Below are 2,813 nucleotides of genomic sequence, written 5' to 3'. Positions count from 1 at the left end.
CCGATCCAGACAAACGGGATCGTTCCCAGCGTGGCCCGGCCCCAATTGAACGCGGTCGAATAGAGCGGATGGCCCAGATTATTGAAGGCCGTATTCGAGACGAACAGCAGCCCCACAAAGAAATAACTCGCCACCAGCCAGCAGCAGAACAGCGTGACGATCCGGATTGCCACCCCCTTGGAGGCGAACAGGTGCAGGATAGGGGTGTGAAATGCAGCCAGAATGGCCCAGGTGAGCAAAACACAAAGTCCGGTCAGCTTGAGCGAGGCATAGAGCGTCTCGCGTACCCGGTCTTTCTTCCCTGCCCCAAGATTCTGCGACATGATCGGCCCGACCGATCCGGTCAGGGCAAAAACGAAAGCAAAGGCGACCGGCACGATGCGATCGATCGTCGCCTGCCCGGATATTGCCTCCAACCCGAACCCGGACATAAAATGGGTGGTGAACAATCCACCAACAGGGGTTGCCAGATTTGTCGCAATGGCAGGCAAGGCCACAGCACCGATCTGACGCGTTGCAGGAGCAATGGCCCATAGGCGTGGCCATTCGAGCATACGGTGCTCACGCAGGCTCACGAAGCCAAACAGCACCACAGCGCTGCGGGAGAGAATTGTGCTGATCGCCGCCCCGGTCAGCCCCATATGGAACCCGAAAATCAGAATAGGGTCGAGAATCGCCGAGACAAAAGCGCCCACCAGCGTCACCTGCATGGAGCGACGGGCATCCCCCACACAGCGCAGCAACGCTGATTGCGCCATGCCGTAACAGACCAGGGGCAGGAATGGTGAAACCAGATGCAGGAACCCGGTTGCCTGCGCCAGAGCCTCTCCTCGCGCACCCAGCAGGGCCAGAAACGCCGAGGCGAAAACCGCTGTCAGACAGCCCAGCACGGCCGTCACCGCGATCATGACGACCATGAACGCCGAGGCAAACCGCCGCGCCCTGATGATCCGACGCGCACCGATGAGCCGGCCAATGACTGCCCCGAGCCCGATGGTCATGCCAATCGACACCGCTACCTGAACATAGCCCAGCGCAGCGGCAAAACCGATTGCCGCAGTCAGGGCCGGGTCATGCAGATGCGAGATATACCAGAAATTGAGCAGATCGACCGCAAAGACGGCCATCAGTCCAATAGCCCCTGTGCCCGCCATCACGATGACATGGCGCATGATGCTGCCATGAACGAAACGCGCGGGTCGGGTGGCCTTCAGATCAACCGCAGGTTCCGAATCCTGAACCGTTGATGCATCAGGAGATATCTTGGCGGGGGAAGGAGCAGTCAGCGACATATCCTCCCGATCCTGCCCGTTTCCCGCCCTTCTGGAAACGACAGAAATCCCGAAAGATCTTTTTTTTGAAAGCCGCCCTATGGATCAGAGCGCTCAGGAACGAGTGCGAGGCTTTGCCCTGCCCTCATCCCTGCTCATGAAGCGTCGCTTTTACAAGAGCGACCATCCACTATCGAGGCGAGTGCCCGCGCCTCCAGGGTCTTACTTTTCGCTTTTCACTGTCTTGATCCAGGCATCCACCCGGTCGGTAAGAAGGTTAAGCGGCAGGGCGCCACCGGAGAGAACGACATCGTGGAACTTGCGGATGTCAAATTTCGGTCCCAGTTCCGTCTTTGCCTTTTCGCGCAGGCGAAGAATGGTCTGCTGGCCCAGCATGTAACCCAGTGCCTGACCGGGCCAGGCAATATAACGGTCGGTCTCGGCCTGCATGTCCGGCTCGCTGGTGGGCGGATGGGCATGGAAGAATTCCAGCATCTGGGCGCGGGTCCAGTGCAGGTCATGCACACCGGTATCGAGCACCAGACGATCGGCACGCAGCAGCTCGCCATTCAGGCGGCCATAATCGCTGTAGAGATCCTTGTAAAAGCCCAGCTCCTTGCCAAGACCCTCGGCGTACAGCGCCCAGCCCTCGATATAGGCATTATAGAAACCCTGCTGGCGAAAAGGCGGCAGCGGCAGGGATTGAGCGGTGGAGATCTGGAAGTGATGACCCGGAACACCCTCATGATAGGCGGTATCCTCGATCGTGTAGATATCGCGCTTGGCGAAATCGCCGGTGTTGACGAACACGATGCCGGGGCGTGAACCATCGGGCGTTCCCTGATGGTATTCGGCACCGGCAGCCTCAGCCTCGCGATAGCGCTCGACGGGGCGTACTTCCAGCTTCGTGGTCGGGATCTTGTCGAAATCGCGGGTAAGGGCGGGCTCCATCTGCGCGATATACTTGCGGTACAGATCGATGATCTGCTCGCGCGACGTTGCGTAGAGCTTGGGATCCTTGGCTACCGAAGCGCGCAGGGCTGCAAGGTCGGCAAAGCCGAGCTTATGAGCGATCTCGCCCATTTCACCCTCGATCCTGGCAACCTGATCGAGCCCGAGCTGATGGATTTCCTTGGGGGACATGGTGGTGGTGGTCAGGGTGCGGATGTCGTAGCGATAAAGCGCATCACCACCGGGGAGGGCCCATACACCATCCTGAGCGCGGCCATGCGCTGTGTAGCCCTGCTTCATGAAGGTCGCGAGGCGCTGATAGGCCGGGCGCACATCATGATCGATAGCCGTCAGAATAGCCTTGCGGAGTCGCGCCTGATCGGCAGCGGGCACAGCGACCGGGAATTTCGTGACGGGTTCGCCAAACGGGCTCTTTTCGCCAGCCGGTGCCGCAATCTGCTCCACCTGCTGCTCGGCCTTCTCAAGGAGGAAGCGCGGCGGCATCAATCCGTCTTTCTCGCCAAGACGCGCCAGGGCGATCACCTGATCGATCGCCTTGGGGATGGCGCGCAGGCGAGCAAGATAATCCTC

At 59.9% G+C, this 2,813-nt stretch carries 2 protein-coding genes; both read right to left on the bottom strand.

The window, feature by feature from the left end:
• Positions 1–1,172, bottom strand: a 1,172-nt coding sequence (locus P792_RS26275) for an MATE family efflux transporter (protein ID WP_035439578.1), incomplete at its 3' end; no start/stop codon positions are given.
• A gap of 321 nt (positions 1,173–1,493) precedes the next feature.
• On the bottom strand, positions 1,494–2,813 hold a 1,320-nt coding region (locus tag P792_RS26270; RefSeq protein ID WP_035439576.1), incomplete at its 5' end, for a DUF885 family protein.

The sequence above is a fragment of the Asaia sp. SF2.1 genome, from assembly GCF_000505765.1.
Taxonomy (GTDB): domain Bacteria; phylum Pseudomonadota; class Alphaproteobacteria; order Acetobacterales; family Acetobacteraceae; genus Asaia; species Asaia bogorensis.
Note: the sequence above shows the minus strand (reverse complement) of the source record. Positions and strands in the feature narration are given on the sequence as shown.